Below are 14,533 nucleotides of genomic sequence, written 5' to 3' on the forward strand. Positions count from 1 at the left end.
CAACCCGACCGTAAGGACGACGAGAAGCCCCATCCGGGCCGGTGGGCGCATCAGATCGCTACACAGTCCCACTTGGCTAAGCGACTACCGACCGTCCGTGGCCGAGGAATCGAAACGATCAGTTCCCGGAGCGTGAGGACGAAGGATCGGACACTGGGGACGAAGAGTCGAATGCTGAGGACGAAGGGTTGGATGCTGAGAAGCACCAGTCGCACGCTGAGGACGAATGGATCGTCCTGAGGGCTGACGGATCGTCGCCAGACAACCACAAGCCCATCCGGGCCGTGGGCGGCCTATGCCCAGCCACAGACGGTCGTTAGTCGCTAAGCCGAGTGGGAGTGTGTAGCGATCTGATGCGCCCACCGACCCTGCGAGGGGGTGGTGGTCGTCCTTACGGTCGGGTTGGCCGTGTCGAAGTCTCGGGAAGGGTGTCCGACCGCCCGGTCCTGGGTGTTCTGACTGCCCCGGGCAGCCGCACCCTCCAGCTGGCCGGTCCTGACCGCTCGACGGTCCGGATCGCACTGGCCGGAGGGGGCATGGACATCCCTGATCCGGCCGCTCCTCCCCATCCGTCCCTCCCGGCCGTTCCCCGGGGGGAACCCGGAAGTCTTGTGGCATTTCGGGGTGGGTCGGTCGGTCAAGGGTGGCCGAAGGCCATCGCGAAGCGACGCGACCGCAGGGAGCGCCCTTGACGGACCGGCCCGCACCGAAAGGACACTGGACTGCCGGGCTCCCCCCGGCACCCCTCAACGCCCCCGCCCAACCCGCAGCACCCGCCCACCCGCAGCTCAGCCCCCCACACCCGCCTCCCGCTCCCCCCGTCAAACCACTCCCGCCCCCGCACCCCCCGTCGTACGCTGGTCTGATGCGAACTCCACGGCAGGCAGCAAGAATTGTCGTCCTCAACCCCGCCGGATCGGTGTTTCTGTTCCGCGAGAACAACGTGGAAGTCGGGATCCACTGGCTGCCGCCGGGCGGTGGGATCGATCCCGGGGAGACGCCCGAGGAGTGCGTGCGGCGGGAATTGCGGGAGGAGACCGGGTGGACGGATCTGGAGCCGCAGCGGTTGCTCTGCACCTGGGAGCACGACTTCACCCACCAGGGCATTCCCGTGCGCCAGCACGAGCACATCTACGTCACGACCGGCCCGCACCGCGACCCCGTGCCGGAGTCCCCCGACGCCCACTGGCGCTGGCTTTCGCCGCAGAGCCTCGCCACCCTCGGTGAGCCCCTGTGGCCCCCGCGGCTCGCGGAGCTGCTCCACGAAGCCGCCGCCGAGCCGGTGCACCTGGGGCTACTGGCCTGATCCGGCCGCCCAGCGGGGCGACGCCCGGGACAGCTACCGGGCAGCCGCGCGCAGCTCTGACGACACCGGCGATCCCGGTGACCCCGGCGATCCCGGTGACCCCGTCGGCCGGGCGGCGCCGTTGGCGGGATTCCGGACGGCCCCGTCGCCGACGTCGTGATGCCGGCTCATCGGGCGTCCCCGCCCACCGCTCCCCCCGCAGCCGTGGCTGCCGCCCCGCCCGTCGCCCGCGCGTAGAGCGCCGCCGCGTAGTCGGTCAGGATCGTGCTCGTCGAGACGTCGTCAGTGTCCCCGCCGGTCAGGATGCCGATGATCTTCCTGTCGGCGGCGATCCACGCGCTGCCGCTGGTGCCGCCCGGGAAGTCCGCGCAGTCGAATCGCTGTTCCGCGGCGCTGAGCCGGACGGCGCGGGACGTGCAGGTGCGCGCGACCTTGCGGTCCGCGGGATAGCCCGTCACCGTGACCTCCTCGTCCGTGCGGCCCGTGGTGTCCAGGACGGCGGCGCCCGTGACGTCCTCGATGTTGCGGCCCGAGGCGTCGGGGGCGAGGCGGGCGAAGGCCAGGTCGTAGTCGTCGTTCGTCTCTTCGGCCCAGCGGGGGTCCTCGAAGACCTCGGCGATCTTCCAGGTGCCGAACGGAGTCCGCCCGTCCGCGTACGCGGGTGCGAAGGTGGCGCCACCGTCGCTCACCCTGCCCGCCAGCAGGCAGTGCCCGGCGGTGACGATCAGGTTCCGCCCGGGGCTGTGCACGACGGTCGCCGTGCAGAAGTGATCCCCAGTCACATCACCCTCGAACAGCGCCCCGGCGATGGCCGAGGGCCCGCCCGGTGCGGGGGCCGACGCCGAGGCCCCGGGGCCCGGGCTGGAGGACAGCTGAGGCTCTTTAGTCGATTGCGACTGTGAAGGTCGATAGGTGGAGGACGTGGTCGGAGCCACCGCCTTCGCGTGCGCGGGGGCCTTGCCGTCATCGGCCGGCACCACCTTGGTCATGGCAGCGGACGCGCCCAGCGCCGCCAGCGCGCACAACACCGCGGTCACCACGGTCCGTTTGTCCACCACAGACACCCCTCCCCACTTTGCTCTGGCGAAGCATGCCTTGCCCGCGGCGGCCGCCGCAAGGGGCATCCCGGCCGACGCGCCGACGAACCCGCGAATCCGGCGCGAATCCAACACGGACCGGGCGCGAATCGGGCCCGGACCAGGCCCGGACCAGGCGTTGACAGCATCCTCCCCACCCCTCACACTCATCCGTATCCACTGGAAACAGTTTATGGAGGACGCAATAATCATCGCCCTCGCCACCGCCGCCGCCCTCGCCACCCCCGCCGCCGGGCTCCTCGCCCATCGCGCCCTGCGCCGCGCACAGGCCATCCGGTCCCTGCGGATCGACTCCCCGCGCGGCATCGACGAGCAGGGCTTCGTCCGCATCGGCGGGATCGACCAGTGGATCTCGGTCCGCGGCGAGGACCGGGCCAACCCCGTCATCGTGGAGATCCACGGCGGACCGGGCGCCGCCAACTCCATCTACACGACCCGCACCCGCAGTTGGGAGCGGCACTTCACGATCGTCCGCTGGGACATGCGCGGCGCCGGCAAGACCTTCGGCCGCGGCGGCCCGGAGGGGCAGGGCGAGACCACCTTCGAGCGGCTCTACGAGGACGCCCTGGAGGTCACCCACCACGCCCGGCGCCTGCTGCGCGCGGACCGCGTGGTGCTCCTGGCCAACTCCTACGGCACCGCCTTCGGCCTGCGCCTGGCCCGCACGCACCCCGAGCTCTACTCCGCGTACGTCGGCACCGACCAGAACGTCCACACCGGCGGCCGCGACACCTCCGCCTACGACGCCCTGCTGGAGCGGCTGCGCGCCGCCGGGAAGGCGAAGCAGCTCGCGCGGGTCGAGTCGATCGGGCCGGACCCGTACGCGTGGACGCCGCGGCAGCAGGCCACGTACGCGAAGCTCAGCGCGCAGAGCGACCCGCTGACGCTGGAGACGCTCAAGAAGGTGGTGCTGGGCTCGATGTGGCTGTCGCCCCTGCACTCGCTGCGCGATCTGCGGGACTTCTTCAAGGGGCAGACCTTCTCGGAGCGGATCACCGGGGGGACGGCCGGGTTCGACGACCGGGCGGACGGCACGCGCTTCGAGGTCCCGTTCTTCGTCTTCCAGGGCGAGCACGACGTCCTCACCCCGCCGGCGGCCGCCCGGGCCTTCTTCGACGAGGTCCGGGCCCCCGTCAAGCACTTCGCCCTGATCGAGGACTGCGGCCACTTCGCGTCGTTCCGCCGCCCGGCCCGCTTCCTGGACCTCCTCCTGACCCACGTCACGCCGGCGATCACAGCCCCGCCGGCCACCCCTGACACCGCTGACACCCCTACCCGCCTCCGGGCCGCGTAGATCCCGGAGTTCGGTGTCCGGCGCACGCCCGCCCATCCAGCCAGACCGACCGAAGGCTCCCGCCGGAACCACCGGCGGGGGCCTTCGCGTTGCACGGCCGGTGGGGACCCCGACCTTCGCCTCCCCTACACCCCCGGCCAGAGGCCTTCCGGGGTCAGGCCCAGGAGGTCGATCGCGTTGCCGCGCACGATGCGGTCCACCACGTCCGGGGCCAGGTGGCCCATCTGGGCCTCGCCCACCTCGCGGGACTTGGGCCACGTGGAGTCCGAGTGCGGGTAGTCGGTCTCGTAGAGGACGTTCGCGACGCCGATGGAGTCCAGGTTCTTCAGGCCGAAGGCGTCGTCGAAGAAGCAGCCGAAGACGTGTTCGGCGAAGAGCTCCGACGGCGGGCGCAGCACCTTGTCGGCGACCCCGCCCCAGCCGCGGTTCTCCTCCCAGACCACGTTCGCCCGCTCCAGGATGTACGGGATCCAGCCGATCTGGCCCTCCGCGTACATGATCTTGAGGTTGGGGAAGCGCTCGAACTTGCCGCTCATCAGCCAGTCCACCATCGAGAAGCAGCAGTTGGCGAAGGTGATGGTGGAGCCGACGGCCGGCGGGGCGTCCGCGGAGGTGGACGGCATGCGCGAGGAGGAGCCGATGTGCATGGCGATGACCGTTCCGGTCTCGTTGCACGCCTCCAGGAAGGGGTCCCACTCGTCCGTGTGGATGGAGGGGAGCCCGAGGTGGGGCGGGATCTCGGAGAAGGCGACCGCGCGGACCCCGCGCGCCGCGTTGCGGCGGACCTCGGCGGCGGCCAGGCGGGCGTCCCAAAGGGGGATCAGGGTGAGCGGGATGAGGCGGCCCCGGGCGTCGGGGCCGCACCACTCCTCCACCATCCAGTCGTTGTACGCGCGCACGCCGAGCAGGCCCAGTTCACGGTCCTTGGCCTCGGTGAAGGTCTGGCCGCAGAAGCGCGGGAAGGTCGGGAAGCAGAGGGCGGACTGGACGTGGTTGACGTCCATGTCGGCGAGCCGCTCGGGAACCGAGAAGGAGCCCGGGCGCATCTGCTCGTACGTGATGACTTCGAGCTTGATCTCGTCGCGGTCGTAGCCGACGGCCGTGTCGAGGCGGGTGAGGGGTCGGTGCAGGTCCTCGTACACCCACCAGTCGCCTATCGGGCCGTCGTCGCCCCTGGCCCCCATGACGGGGGCGAACTTGCCGCCGAGGAAGGTCATTTCCTTCAGGGGGGCGCGGACGACGCGGGGGCCGACGTCGTGGTACTTGGACGGGAGCCGGTCCCGCCAGACGTGAGGGGGCTCAACCGTGTGGTCGTCCACCGAGATGATCTTCGGGAAGGTCTCCATGTCCTCACGGTAGCGCCAATCTGACGAACCGTCAGCTAGTTGGGCGGGGCCGGGTTCCGGATCCGCCTGTACCGGTGTCGTTACGGACTGACGTGTACGCGCAACACAGGGCAGACTGACCCTTACACCTATGGAAGGCAGGGGGGACACCAGATGGACGGCACACCGGCCATCCCGCACCAGCGGAACCACCCCGAGTCCGGTGACACCGCGGTGGGAACCGGAGTCGTGGCCGCAGCCGCGGGGACCGGGGCGAAGGCCGAATCGGAAGCCACGGCGAAGACCGGAGCGGAAGCCCCGGCAGAGGCCGCAGCGGAAACCGCCGCAGAGGCCGGAGCGGAAGCCGCTGCGAAGGCCGAATCGGAAGCCCCGGCGCAGCCCGGAGCGGAAGCCCCGGCGCAGCCCGGAACGGCACCCGCGGCAGAGGCCTCCGCCACCACCGGGAACCGCTTCGCCGTCCTCGGCCCCATCCGTGCCTGGCGCGGCTCCGAGGCGCTGCCCTCCGGGACCCCGCAGCAGCGCGCCCTGCTCGCCGTGCTCCTGCTGCGCGACGGCCGCACCGCCACCGCGCCCGAGCTGATCGACGCCATCTGGGGCGAGGACCCCCCGCAGCAGGCCCTCGCGACGATCCGTACGTACGCCTCCCGCCTGCGCAAGGTCCTCGACCCCGGGCTCCTCGTCAGCGAGTCCGGCGGCTACGCCATCCGCCTGCCCCGGCACGAGGCCCTCGATCTGGGCATCGCCCGGGCCCTGGCCGCCGACGCCGAGGCCGCGCGCAGCGAGAAGGGCGACCGTGCCCTCGCCCGTACGCTGCTGGCCAGCGCCCTGAACCTGTGGGACGGCGAACCGCTGGCCGGCGTACCCGGACCGCACGCCGACACCGAGCGCACCCGCCTCGCCGAGTGGCGCCTCCAGCTGCTGGAGACCCGCCTGGACCTGGACCTGGAGCTCGGCCACCACGCCGAGGCCGTCTCCGAGCTCACCGCGCTGACCGCCGCCCACCCCCTGCGGGAGCGGCTGCGCGAGCTGCTGATGCTCGCCCTCTACCGCAGCGGACGCCAGGCCGAGGCCCTCGCCGTGTACGCCGACACCCGCCGGCTCCTCGCCGACGAACTCGGCGTCGACCCGCGCCCCGAACTCTCCGACCTCCAGCAGCGCATCCTGCGCGCCGACTCCGAACTGGCCCGCGGTGAAGAACCGACCCCGGCCGCCGCACCCGCACACGTGAGGCCCGCCCAATTGCCCGCCACCGTCTCCGACTTCACCGGCCGCACCAGCTTCGTCCGGGAACTCGGCGAGATCCTCGGCGGCGCCGAGGGCCAGGTCATGGCGGTCTCCGCGCTCGCCGGCATCGGCGGCGTCGGCAAGACCACCCTCGCCGTGCACGTCGCGCACGCCGCCCGCCCGCACTTCCCCGACGGACAGCTCTACGTCGACCTCCAGGGCACCGAGGCCCGCCCCGCCGAACCCGAGGCCGTCCTCGGCTCCTTCCTGCGCGCCCTCGGGACCCCCGACACCTCGATCCCCGACTCCCCTGCCGAACGGGCCGCGCTCTACCGGTCCACCCTCGACGGCCGGCGCGTCCTGGTCCTCCTCGACAACGCCCGGGACGCCGCCCAGGTCCGGCCGCTGCTGCCGGGCACCGCGGGCTGCGCCGCGCTGGTCACCAGCCGGGTCCGGATGGCGGGCCTCGCCGGCGCCCACCTCGTCGACCTCGACGTGATGAGCCCCGACGAGGCCCTGCAGCTCTTCACCCGCATCGTGGGCGAGGAGCGCGTCCGCGCCGAGCGCCAGGCCGCCCTCGACGTGGTCGGCGCCTGCGGGTTCCTGCCGCTCGCCATCCGCATCGCCGCCTCCCGGCTCGCCGCCCGCCGCACCTGGACCGTCTCGGTCCTCGCCGCCAAGCTCGCCGACGAGCGCCGCCGCCTCGACGAGCTCCAGGCCGGCGACCTCGCCGTCAAGGCCACCTTCGAGCTCGGTTACGGCCAGCTGGAGCCCGGCCAGCAGCGTGCGTTCCGCCTCCTCGGGCTCCCCGACGGGCCGGACATCTCGCTCGCCGCGGCAGCGGCCGTACTGGACCGGCCGGAGCACGCCACCGAGGACCTGCTCGAGGCTTTAGTCGACTGCTCCCTGCTCGAATCTGCCGCGCCCGGGCGCTACCGCTTCCACGACCTCGTACGCCTCTACGCCCGTGCGTGCGCCGAGCGCGACGAGCAGCCGCCGAGCCGGCGCGACGCCGCCCTGGACCGGCTGCTGGACTTCTACCTGGCCACCGCCGCCGGGGTGTACGGCCTGGAGCGGCCCGGCGACCGGCTCGTCGCCCACCTGTCCGCCACCCGCCAGCCGGGGCTGGTCTTCACCGAGCCGCACTCCGCCCAGGACTGGCTGTACGCCGAGGCCGACCCGCTGCTCGCGTGCGTACGGCAGTCCGCCGCGCGCCCGGCCGGGCCGGCCGGCGTACCCGCGCCCCGGCAGGGCGGCGGACCCGCGACCGCGGAGGCCGCGGCCCCGGCCGTGCTGCGCCGGGCCGTGGACCTGCTGTGGGCGGCCAAGGACCTCGCGGAGTCCGGCGCCAACTCCAAGCAGTACGAGTCGGCCGCCACCGCGCTGCGGGACGCCGCGCAGGCCGCGCAGGACCCGTACGCCGAGGGCCGGGCCCGCACCACCCTGACCAACACCCACCTGGTCGCGGGCCGCTTCGCCGAGGCGGACGACGAGGCCCGCCGGGCCACGCTGCTCGCCCGCACCGCAGGGGACCCGCTGCCCAGCTGCTGGGCGCCCAACGACCGGGGCATCATCGCCCTCTACGAGGGCCGCTACGACGACGGCGAGCGGTACTTGCTGGAGGCCATCGCCAACTTCCGGGCCGACGCGAACTACGTCGGCGAGGCCAGCGCCCTGTGCAACCTCTCCCGCATCCACGTGGAGCAGGGCCGGCTCACCAGCGCGATCGACCTCGCCCGGCAGGGCATCGCCATCTACGACCGGATGGGACTCACCCTGCGCCTGGCCAACGGCCGCTACGCGCTGGGCATCGCCCTCACCCAGGCCGACCGGCTCGCCGAGGCCCACTCGCAGCTCAGCGAGGCCCTCACGCTGTTCCACGAGAACCGCCAGCCCCTGTGGGAGGGCGTGACGCACTTCCGGCTCGCCAAGGTCCACCTGGCCGCGCGCCGGCCGACGCTGGCCGCCTCGCACGCCGAACAGGCCATCGCCCTGCGGGGCATCGGCGGCGAGTGGCGCCGCGCCACGGTGCTGACCGTGCTGGGCCGGGCGCTGCGGCAGCTGGGGCAGCGGGACCGGGCGCGGGTGTGCTGGCGGGACGCCGAGGTGGTGTTCACGCAGCTCAAGTCGCCGGAACTGGCGGAGGTACGGGCCCTGCTGGCGGCGGAGATCGCGGCTTGAGGCGGCTCGCCCCGGAGCGGGCTGAGCGCTGAACGAGGCGTTCATCGTTCGTTTATCGCTTCACGCCAGTATGGGGTTCATCGACTCGACGTGTCGGGGGGGCACCCGGGTCGACTGGAGGACCACCCGTTCGGCGATCCTCGGGGGAATCGCCGAACGGGCCCGACCCACCCATCAGGAGACCCGATGACGACGAACGAGAACATCCTGCCGACCGACGGTGACATACGACCGCTCGACAACCACGCTTCGGATGTCGACATCAAGCCGCTGGACAACCACGCGTCGGGCGTGGAGATCAAGCCGCTCGGCGATCCGGTTGCGAACCCGGTCGCCAAGCCGCTCGACAACCACGCCTCCGACCAGGACATCGTGACGCTGGACAACCACGCGTCCGGTCCGGGTCTGTAAGCGGGGTCTCAGGACGCGTAAGGCCCGGGAACACGGGGGAAAACGGGGGCCCGGGCCTTACACGGCAGGACGTACCACGGGGGACCGTGGGTTCCGGGGGGACCCACGGGGTGCACGGGGGGACGGCGGCCGCGGTGGCCAGGAGGGGGACCACCGCGGCCGCCGTATGCGCGCGTCCGGATGCCCTCACCCCGGCCGGAGGAGGCGCTCGCCCGGCCGGAGGAGGCTCTCGCCCAGTCGGAGGATGCGCTCGCCCGGCCGGAGGAGGAGCCCCTCACCCCAGCCGGAGCAGCCGCTCCACGCCCCGCGCGGCCTCCAGCAGCGCCGGCGCGAACCGCTCCAGCTCCGCCCGCGCGGTCAGGAAGGTGACGGCGGTCAGGCTCACCCCGCCCACCGGCGCCCCGGAGCTGTCGAAGACGGGCGCGCCCAGGCAGCGTACGGAGGGCTCGTGCTCCTCGTCGTCGACGGCGTAGCCGCGCGTACGGACCTGGCCCAGGTCGGCCGCGAGCCGGGCCGGGTCGACAAGGGTCCGCGGGGTCAGGGCGGGCGCCCCGGCGGCGCGGACGATGCTCTCGGCCTCCTCCGGCGGCAGGTGCGCGAGGACGGCCTTGCCGATGGCGGTGGCGTGCATCGGCATCCGCGTCCCGACGCGCGAGCCGGTCCGGAAGGGCTGGAGGCCCTCGACCTTCCGAACGCAGGTGAGCGCGTGGTCGGTGCGCAGGGCCAGGTGGACGGCCTGGCCTGTGGACTTCTGGAGGAATTCCAGCAGCTCGACGATGCCCTCGGACCGGTCGGTGGAGACCTGGGCGGCGAGGGTGCGCAGGCCGATGCCGTAGCGGCCTGCGCCGTCGGTGACGGCGTAGCCCTGCTCGACGAGGGAGACGAGGATCCGGTAGGTGCTGGACTTGGGGACCCCGGAGGCCGCCGACAGCTCCGCGAGCCGGTGGGGCCCGCCGAAGGCGGTCAGGGCCTCCGTGATGCGCAGGGTCTTCTCCAGTGCGCTGCCGGACGCCGAGCTCCGGCCGATGCGCTGGACCGGCACTCCGTCCGGTATGGCACTGGCCACGGAAACCCCAAGGATTGGCAAAATGACGGGATCCACCCTACGGCACCGGATGCCCGTTTTGCCCTGGGTCGAACGGCCCGAAATGCCTACCGGGAGCCCCGTCCCTCACTACTCTGACCGTGTGTTCACCTCCCAGGGCCCGACCCTCCGCGAACTGGCCGTACAGGCCCTGTCCTCCATCGAGCGGGGCTACGACCTGCTGGCGCCCAAGTTCGACGAGACCCCCTTCCGCACCCCCGACCGGATGCTCGACGCGGTCGAGGAGACCCTCGCCCGGCACGAAGGCTCCTTCGGCACCGGACTCGACGTGTGCTGCGGTACGGGCGCCGGCCTCGGGATGCTGCGCCGGCTGTGCCGGGGCCGGGTGACGGGCGTGGACCTGAGCACGGGCATGCTGGCCGAGGCGGGCCTCGCCCACCCCGAGGAGCGCGTGGACCTCCTGCGGGCCGACGCGCGCGCCCTCCCGGCCGGCCTCGGGAACTCCTACGACCTGGCGGTCAGCTTCGGCGCCTTCGGCCACTTCCTCCCGGCCGAACGCCCCGCCGTCTTCTCCGGGGTCCACGCGGCCCTGCGCCCCGGCGGAGTCTTCGCCTTCCCGATCGGCGCCCCGATCCCGCCGAGCCGCCCGGCCTGGTGGGCCCTGGCGGGCTTCGACGCGGCGATGCGCGTGCGCAACGCCGTCTGGCGCCCCCCGTTCGTCATGTACTACCGCACCTTCCCCTTCGGCCCCGTCCGCACCGACCTCCGCGCGGCCGGCTTCACGGTGGAGACGACCCCGCTCCCCCACTTCGGCCACCGCGAGGACGGCACCCCGCGCTGGCGCCTGGTCCTGGCCCGGCGCGAGGCGTAGCCGTCTGAGGGCCCGGCCCTGCCGGTGGCCCCGAGCCGGTCACCCGGGACGGTGCGCCCTCCGCATCTCGCGAGGCACCCCGTCCCGGGCCGGTCCACAGGCCGCGAGCACTGCTCCTGACCGTGCCGCCGCACCTGGAACCGCTGCCGCGGGGCAGTCGTCACATCGCGGCACCGGCCATCGAACGGCACATCTCCGCGGCGCTGCTACACGCATCGGCGCAGCGCATGAGCTGCGGGTCGTCAGGCATGGACCTACACGCCTCAGCGCACATGTCACACGCCTTCGCGCACAGGGCGCACATCTCGGCCGACATGCGCGAGCGCCGCATGACCATGTCAGCGCACATGCGGGTGAGTTCGGAGCAGTCCATGAGCGCGCGCATGATCTGCATCTGGGCCTGGCCACCCCCGGACATGCAGGCGCTCATGGCCTCTTCGCACACCGCGTGACAGGACATGCACGCCTCGATGGCCTCCTGCATCGTCTTGCTGAGCGGGGCCAAGGCGGACTGCTGGGTCATGATTCCTCCTACGAGTGGTGGCGGCCGGGATCCGGCCGCCATGTCCCCGTTTTACGGCCAGGAGCACAGGCCCACCACCGGACGGAAACGGACCCGTCACGCTCGACGGAGGGTTTCACCGATCGGCACGGCTCCCACTGACCGCCGGTAGTGGCTGAACTCCGCCGACGCCGACATGTGCTCTCCATGGAATGCAGAAACATTCCTCCCCTTATGAGCCTTGACGACTTATAGCCCACATGGATGACAACTCAGATGGTGAACCGTTTCTTCTTAAATGGCCTATTCGTTTCGCTGGCATGTATCCCCAAACCTTCTGCCAGGTCCGCAGTCTCGGGTTCTGGACCCTCAGGCCCCTGACCGGCATCAGTGCTCACGACTGGGGATCGGGCCACGCTCCCGCTCGCCTGGAAAACGTCGACGAGTGCGTGACACTGCACTACACCGCAGACCTCCTGGAAAAACTGGCCGCCGAACTCGACAGGCTCCAGACCGCCCGGGGACCGGCTGCGACGGGATTCCCCCACTCTCACTGACTGCGTCGCGGACTACCCGATCGCACACTCAGACAGGGGCCCATGACCCGCCATGTACAACCTCTACGACTTCCAGCCCGATCCCCCCGATCGCTACGCCACGCCCGCGGAACCCCCGGGAACCCTCGTGCCCGAGCCCCCCGGAGCATGGACCTTCCATCAGCGCAACGCCATCGACCGGCTCCCCGACGCCTCTTTCACCCCGCCCTACGGCCTCGAACTCGCCGACCTCCTGCCGCTCCCCAGGCGCCCCTCCAGTTCCCCGGTGCCGCAACCGCGTCCAGCACCCGGCCACCACCGCAGGACCTCCCGCAGGCTCTCCGGTCAACACGCCGAACCGTCGAGGCCGCCGTCCCTGCGCGCGCTACGCCTCACATCCGCGCTGCTGACCGCGGTGATCACCGCATCCGTGAGCGCGCTGAACGTGATGGTCTCCTACCCGTCGCTCCACCGCCTCGCCGACAGCACCGCCCCACCCGGCACCGCATTCCTCTGGCCGCTTCTCGTCTACGCTCCCTGGGCCGCGGCAATCCTCAGCATCCTGCGTGGCGCCCGCACCTGCCGCCGCCACACCACGCACTCCTGGTGCGTAGCCATCCTCTTCACCACTCTCACCATCGCGCTCTGCATCTCCGAGGTCCCCATCACCCCCAGCGGCGTCACCGTCGCGGGACTGCCACCCATCACCGTTCTCTTCTGCTTCCACCAACTCGTGCGCCAGCTCGACTCCACCCACGCCCCCACAACGCACCGTGCCCCACGCTGAGCAGGCACCGAGTGGGTGCGGACGGCCCCTCAGGAAGCGGTGCGGGCGACGGCGGGCGACGGGGCCGTGCGGGGGCTCGGGACGGGGGCCCGCGGTCCCCGCAGCGGCTGCGGGCGGCTGAGGACCAGGTTGGTGGTCGTGCTTCCGAACTGCGCCAGTGCGTCGACGAGTTCCTCCAGGTGGGCCATCGAGGTGGCCGCCACCTTCAGGACGTAGCAGTCGTCCCCGGTGGTGCGCAGGCACTCCAGGATCTCCGGGCGTTCCCCCAGCAGCCGGTGCAGCGGCTCGTGCCGGGTTCCCGGGTACTTCAGCCGGACCACGGCCAGCGCCATGTACCCGGTCCGCTCCAGATCGACCTCCGCACGGTAGCCGGTGACCACCCCGGCCGCCTCCAGCCGGCGCACCCGCTCCGTCGTCGCCGACGCGCTCAGATTGACCCGGCGCGCGAGCTCCGTGAACGCGATCCGGCCGTCCCGCTGGAGCTCGTCCAGGATGGCCCAGTCCGTCGCGTCGAGATTCTCGGTCATCCGGTCAGATTACCGGGGGATCCACGGGCGAACTGCCCCTGAACAGGCAGGAATCCCTTCTGGCGGCCCGTACCGGCTGACTAGGCTCGACGTCGTGAAGATCGGAGTCAACATCCTCAATTTCGGCCCCGGCACCGACCCGGGAGTCCTGCGGAACGCGGCCCGGACCGCGGAGGGCCTGGGCTTCGACCTGCTGATGGTCTCGGACCACATCGCCATCACCCCGGACGTCGCCGCGCGCTATCCGGCCCCCTTCTACGAGCCGTTCACCACCCTGTCCTGGCTCGCCGCCCTCACCACCCGGATCCGGCTCGGCACCACCGTCCTGATCGCCCCCTACCGGCACCCGCTGCTCACCGCCCGGATGGCGGCCAACCTGGACGCCCTGAGCGGCGGCCGGCTGGTCCTCGGCGTGGGGGTGGGCTGGGCGCGGCAGGAGTTCGCCGCCCTCGGGATCCCCTTCCAGCAGCGCGGCCGGCTGACCGAGGAGCACCTCCGGGCCGTCCGGGCGGCCTGGCAGGACACCGCCGATCTCGGGGAGCGGCGGATCCCCGTGTGGGTCGGCGGCAACAGCGACGCGGGGCTGCGCAGGGCCGTACGGCTCGGGGACGCGTGGCATCCGCTGCGCCCCACCCTGCCGTGGCTGTGCGCGGCCGTGGTCCGGATGGCGGCGTACGCGGACGAGCAGGGGCTCCCCGCGCCCGCGCTGGCCCCGCGGATCGCGCTCAGGCCCACCGCGGCGCCGGTCGAAGGCGCGCAGCGGCTCGCCGGGGAGGGCACGATCGACCAGATCATGGACGACCTCGAGCAGCTGCGGCTGCTGGGGGCCGGGACCGTGGTCCTCGACCACTACGGCGGTGACCCCCGCGAGACCTCCCACCCCCGGGCGGCCTGGCAGGCGCTGGCCACGGTGGCCGCGCACTTCCGCCCGTCCGGCGCGGAACCGGAACGGAGCGGTGGGCTGTCATGACCGCGTACGAGGACCACGCGCTCCTGCGGCGGGCCATCGCGCTCGCCGCCAAGGCCCGTGCGGGCGGCGACCCGCCGTTCGGGGCGCTGCTGGTGGGACCCGGCGGCACGGTCCTGGCGGAGGAGCACAACACGACGCTCACCGACCGGGACCTCACCGCCCACCCCGAACTGAAGCTGGCCAGGTGGGCCGGGCGGCAGCTGGACGCGGCCACGGCGGCGCGGACCACGATGTACACCAGCTGCGAGCCGTGCGGAATGTGCGAGCCGGCCATCCGGCTGGCCGGCCTGCGCCGGGTGGTGTTCGCCCTGTCCGGCGAACAGCTCCTGGGCATCAGGCCGGCGAGCGGACGGCCGCCCGTCCCGCAGGACGGACCCGCGCTGTTCGAGGAGGTGCGGGCCGTGGTCGAGCCGTACTACCGCTGACCACCGGTCCC

Annotated in this window: 13 protein-coding genes; 8 read left to right on the top strand and 5 right to left on the bottom strand. The window is 72.4% G+C overall.

Features of this window, described 5'->3' with window-relative positions:
* The first annotated feature begins 865 nt into the window (after nucleotides 1-865).
* Nucleotides 866-1,306 (top strand): NUDIX hydrolase, encoded by a 441-nt coding sequence (locus OG904_RS11905; RefSeq protein WP_405490090.1) that lies wholly within the window; start codon nucleotides 866-868, stop codon nucleotides 1,304-1,306.
* Nucleotides 1,307-1,473: 167 nt separating this feature from the next.
* Here the strand turns inward: OG904_RS11905 and OG904_RS11910 are convergent, their stop codons facing one another.
* Complete coding sequence (locus OG904_RS11910) at nucleotides 1,474-2,361, bottom strand: trypsin-like serine peptidase (protein WP_405490092.1); 888 nt, start codon at nucleotides 2,359-2,361, stop codon at nucleotides 1,474-1,476.
* Nucleotides 2,362-2,575: 214 nt separating this feature from the next.
* Here OG904_RS11910 and OG904_RS11915 point away from each other — a divergent pair, with 214 nt between their 5' ends.
* Nucleotides 2,576-3,697, top strand: coding sequence for an alpha/beta fold hydrolase (locus OG904_RS11915; RefSeq protein WP_405490094.1), 1,122 nt, complete (start codon nucleotides 2,576-2,578; stop codon nucleotides 3,695-3,697).
* Between the two features lie 125 nt (nucleotides 3,698-3,822).
* On the opposite strand, the gene OG904_RS11920 is transcribed toward OG904_RS11915, so the two are convergent.
* Nucleotides 3,823-5,043 (bottom strand): amidohydrolase family protein, encoded by a 1,221-nt coding sequence (locus OG904_RS11920; RefSeq protein WP_405490096.1) that lies wholly within the window; start codon nucleotides 5,041-5,043, stop codon nucleotides 3,823-3,825.
* Nucleotides 5,044-5,196: 153 nt separating this feature from the next.
* Here OG904_RS11920 and OG904_RS11925 point away from each other — a divergent pair, with 153 nt between their 5' ends.
* Together OG904_RS11925 and OG904_RS11930 are read left to right on the top strand one after the other, a co-directional pair.
* Nucleotides 5,197-8,448, top strand: coding sequence for a BTAD domain-containing putative transcriptional regulator (locus OG904_RS11925; protein WP_405490098.1), 3,252 nt, complete (start codon nucleotides 5,197-5,199; stop codon nucleotides 8,446-8,448).
* 186 nt (nucleotides 8,449-8,634) lie between these two features.
* Nucleotides 8,635-8,859: a hypothetical protein gene (locus OG904_RS11930; RefSeq protein WP_405490100.1), complete on the top strand. Its 225-nt coding sequence runs from the start codon at nucleotides 8,635-8,637 to the stop codon at nucleotides 8,857-8,859.
* Nucleotides 8,860-9,133: 274 nt separating this feature from the next.
* Here OG904_RS11930 and OG904_RS11935 read toward each other — a convergent pair whose 3' ends face one another.
* Complete coding sequence (locus OG904_RS11935) at nucleotides 9,134-9,925, bottom strand: IclR family transcriptional regulator (RefSeq protein ID WP_405490102.1); 792 nt, start codon at nucleotides 9,923-9,925, stop codon at nucleotides 9,134-9,136.
* A 121-nt stretch (nucleotides 9,926-10,046) separates the two neighbouring features.
* On the opposite strand from OG904_RS11935, the gene OG904_RS11940 reads away from it, so the two are divergent.
* Nucleotides 10,047-10,775 (top strand): class I SAM-dependent methyltransferase, encoded by a 729-nt coding sequence (locus OG904_RS11940; RefSeq protein WP_405490104.1) that lies wholly within the window; start codon nucleotides 10,047-10,049, stop codon nucleotides 10,773-10,775.
* Nucleotides 10,776-10,935: 160 nt separating this feature from the next.
* On the opposite strand, the gene OG904_RS11945 is transcribed toward OG904_RS11940, so the two are convergent.
* Complete coding sequence (locus OG904_RS11945; protein WP_405490106.1) at nucleotides 10,936-11,298, bottom strand: four-helix bundle copper-binding protein; 363 nt, start codon at nucleotides 11,296-11,298, stop codon at nucleotides 10,936-10,938.
* 588 nt (nucleotides 11,299-11,886) lie between these two features.
* Between OG904_RS11945 and OG904_RS11950 the strand changes: the two genes are divergently transcribed.
* Nucleotides 11,887-12,600 carry a hypothetical protein gene (locus OG904_RS11950; RefSeq protein ID WP_405490108.1) on the top strand — a complete coding sequence of 238 codons (714 nt, stop codon included), beginning with the start codon at nucleotides 11,887-11,889 and terminating at the stop codon, nucleotides 12,598-12,600.
* A 29-nt stretch (nucleotides 12,601-12,629) separates the two neighbouring features.
* Here OG904_RS11950 and OG904_RS11955 read toward each other — a convergent pair whose 3' ends face one another.
* Nucleotides 12,630-13,127 carry an Lrp/AsnC family transcriptional regulator gene (locus OG904_RS11955; protein WP_405490110.1) on the bottom strand — a complete coding sequence of 166 codons (498 nt, stop codon included), beginning with the start codon at nucleotides 13,125-13,127 and terminating at the stop codon, nucleotides 12,630-12,632.
* Between the two features lie 94 nt (nucleotides 13,128-13,221).
* Between OG904_RS11955 and OG904_RS11960 the strand changes: the two genes are divergently transcribed.
* Together OG904_RS11960 and OG904_RS11965 are read left to right on the top strand one after the other, a co-directional pair.
* Nucleotides 13,222-14,097 carry an LLM class flavin-dependent oxidoreductase gene (locus OG904_RS11960; RefSeq protein WP_405490111.1) on the top strand — a complete coding sequence of 292 codons (876 nt, stop codon included), beginning with the start codon at nucleotides 13,222-13,224 and terminating at the stop codon, nucleotides 14,095-14,097.
* Nucleotides 14,094-14,522 (top strand): nucleoside deaminase, encoded by a 429-nt coding sequence (locus OG904_RS11965; RefSeq protein ID WP_405490112.1) that lies wholly within the window; start codon nucleotides 14,094-14,096, stop codon nucleotides 14,520-14,522. Before OG904_RS11960 ends, OG904_RS11965 begins: the two co-directional genes overlap by 4 nt.
* Nucleotides 14,523-14,533: the final 11 nt, after the last annotated feature.

Origin of the sequence: Streptomyces sp. NBC_00096, assembly GCF_045041305.1 — a bacterium.
Lineage (GTDB): Bacteria > Actinomycetota > Actinomycetes > Streptomycetales > Streptomycetaceae > Streptomyces.

Coding starts and splice junctions, on each gene's coding strand:
- OG904_RS11905 (WP_405490090.1), top strand. CDS start 866: ATGCGAACTCCACGGCAGGCAGCAAGAATTGTCGTCCTCAACCCCGCC.
- OG904_RS11915 (WP_405490094.1), top strand. CDS start 2,576: ATGGAGGACGCAATAATCATCGCCCTCGCCACCGCCGCCGCCCTCGCC.
- OG904_RS11920 (WP_405490096.1), bottom strand. CDS start 5,043: ATGGAGACCTTCCCGAAGATCATCTCGGTGGACGACCACACGGTTGAG.
- OG904_RS11925 (WP_405490098.1), top strand. CDS start 5,197: ATGGACGGCACACCGGCCATCCCGCACCAGCGGAACCACCCCGAGTCC.
- OG904_RS11930 (WP_405490100.1), top strand. CDS start 8,635: ATGACGACGAACGAGAACATCCTGCCGACCGACGGTGACATACGACCG.
- OG904_RS11945 (WP_405490106.1), bottom strand. CDS start 11,298: ATGACCCAGCAGTCCGCCTTGGCCCCGCTCAGCAAGACGATGCAGGAG.
- OG904_RS11950 (WP_405490108.1), top strand. CDS start 11,887: ATGTACAACCTCTACGACTTCCAGCCCGATCCCCCCGATCGCTACGCC.
- OG904_RS11955 (WP_405490110.1), bottom strand. CDS start 13,127: ATGACCGAGAATCTCGACGCGACGGACTGGGCCATCCTGGACGAGCTC.
- OG904_RS11965 (WP_405490112.1), top strand. CDS start 14,094: ATGACCGCGTACGAGGACCACGCGCTCCTGCGGCGGGCCATCGCGCTC.